Annotated in this window: 1 protein-coding gene; it reads right to left on the bottom strand. The window is 31.8% G+C overall.

Annotated features, from left to right (window positions below; genetic code table 11):
* Nucleotides 1-1,699: PBP1A family penicillin-binding protein (locus QMD25_07080; GenBank protein ID MDI6861746.1), on the bottom strand; the 1,699-nt coding region annotated here is incomplete at both ends.

Here is a 1,699-nt window from a genome sequence, read left to right as displayed (position 1 = left end):
ATAAATTACTTTTTCTGGTCTTTCCCAATCAGTTGGTTTTTTTATTTTTATTAATTCCTTAAATATTCCCCTCCAAACCTCTCCAGCAAATCTTCTTCCCCAATTTTTTACTCCCTCAAGCCCAATAAGTTCTTTATCTGAACCAATATATGTACTTACAACAAAATCTTTTGTGTATCCAATAAACCATCCACTTGTAAAATCACCTGCAGTTCCACTTTTACATGCAAGAGGGATTCCTCTAAATTCAGGAAAGTAGTAATATGTTACACTCTTAAATAGATCTGTCATTATATAAGAAGCCTCTTTTGATACAACTCTTACTGGATTTGGTTTGCTCTCATAAAGAGGTCTTCCATCTTTCCCTAAAATCTTTGTTATTCCTCTTGCATCAACTCTTTCTCCCATATTTGCAAGCACTCCATATGCAACTGCCATATCAAGAGGAGTTACTTCAAAACCTCCAATTGTCATTGATGGATATGGTTCAAGAGGGGTTCTTATTCCCATTTTTCTTGCATAATAGACAACTCTATCAAGTCCAACCCTAAGTCCAGTTTTTACTGCACAGATATTTGAAGAATAAGTAATTGCATCCCTTACAGTTAATTTTCCAAAATAACTACCCTCCCACTCTTTTGGAATCCATCCTTGAAGTTCAATATAATCTGAATTGATTATCGTTGCAGGAGTTACAACTCCATTTTCAATTGCAGGAGTATAATCAAAAATTTTAAATGAAGAACCTGGTTTTCTTAAAGCAAGTGCTCTATTGAATTGAGTTTCTGAATAATCTCTTCCACCAACCATTGCAAGTATCTCTCCAGTTTTTGGATCAAGAATAACAACTGCACCTTGTGGTTGTCTTACTCCAAGATCATCCTTTTTATTTGAAAATATTTTTGCCTTAACATTATCTTCTATAACTTTATTAAAGGTTTGATATGCTAAATTTTGAATTTTTGGATCAATGGTTGTGTATATTTTAAGCCCTCCTTTATATAGAATCTCTTCTCCAAGAATTTCTCTAACTCTATCTTTTACATAATCAATAAACCATCCATTTGGATCATTTGAGACCTCTTCTTTAAACTCTTTTAAAATAATCTCTTCTTCATATGCTTTATCTGCTTCTTCTTGAGTTATGAAACCAACTTTTACCATTCTTTGAAGGACTCTTTTTTGTTCTATTTTTGCTCTCTCAAAATCAACAAGTGGATTAGTAAGACTTGGAGATGGAAGAATTCCAACAAGCATTGCTGATTCTGCTAAAGAAAGATCCTTTGCATGTTTTCCAAAATATCTTCTTGCTGCTGCTTCAACTCCATATGCACCTGAACCAAAAAAGACTTGATTTATGTAATAAGTTAATATCTCTTCTTTTGAGTAAAGTTTCTCAAGTCTTAATGCAAGAATCATCTCTTTTATTTTTCTCTCAAGAGTAACTTCTTTACTTAAAAAAAGTTCTCTAGCAAGTTGCATTGTAATTGTTGATGCACCCTCTATAATTTCTTTTGTTTTTATGTTTATAAAAAGTGATCTTATAATTGCTTTAAAATCAACTCCTTTATGTTTGAAAAATCTTTCATCTTCGCTTGCAATTAGCGCATCAATAAAATGTTTAGGAACTTCATTAAGAGATACAAAAATTCTATTTTCTGAAAAGAATACAACTTTAATTAAATTTCCTTCTCTATCA

This window comes from Caldisericia bacterium (assembly GCA_030018355.1).
Taxonomy (GTDB): domain Bacteria; phylum Caldisericota; class Caldisericia; order B22-G15; family B22-G15; genus JAAYUH01.
Note: the sequence above shows the minus strand (reverse complement) of the source record. Positions and strands in the feature narration are given on the sequence as shown.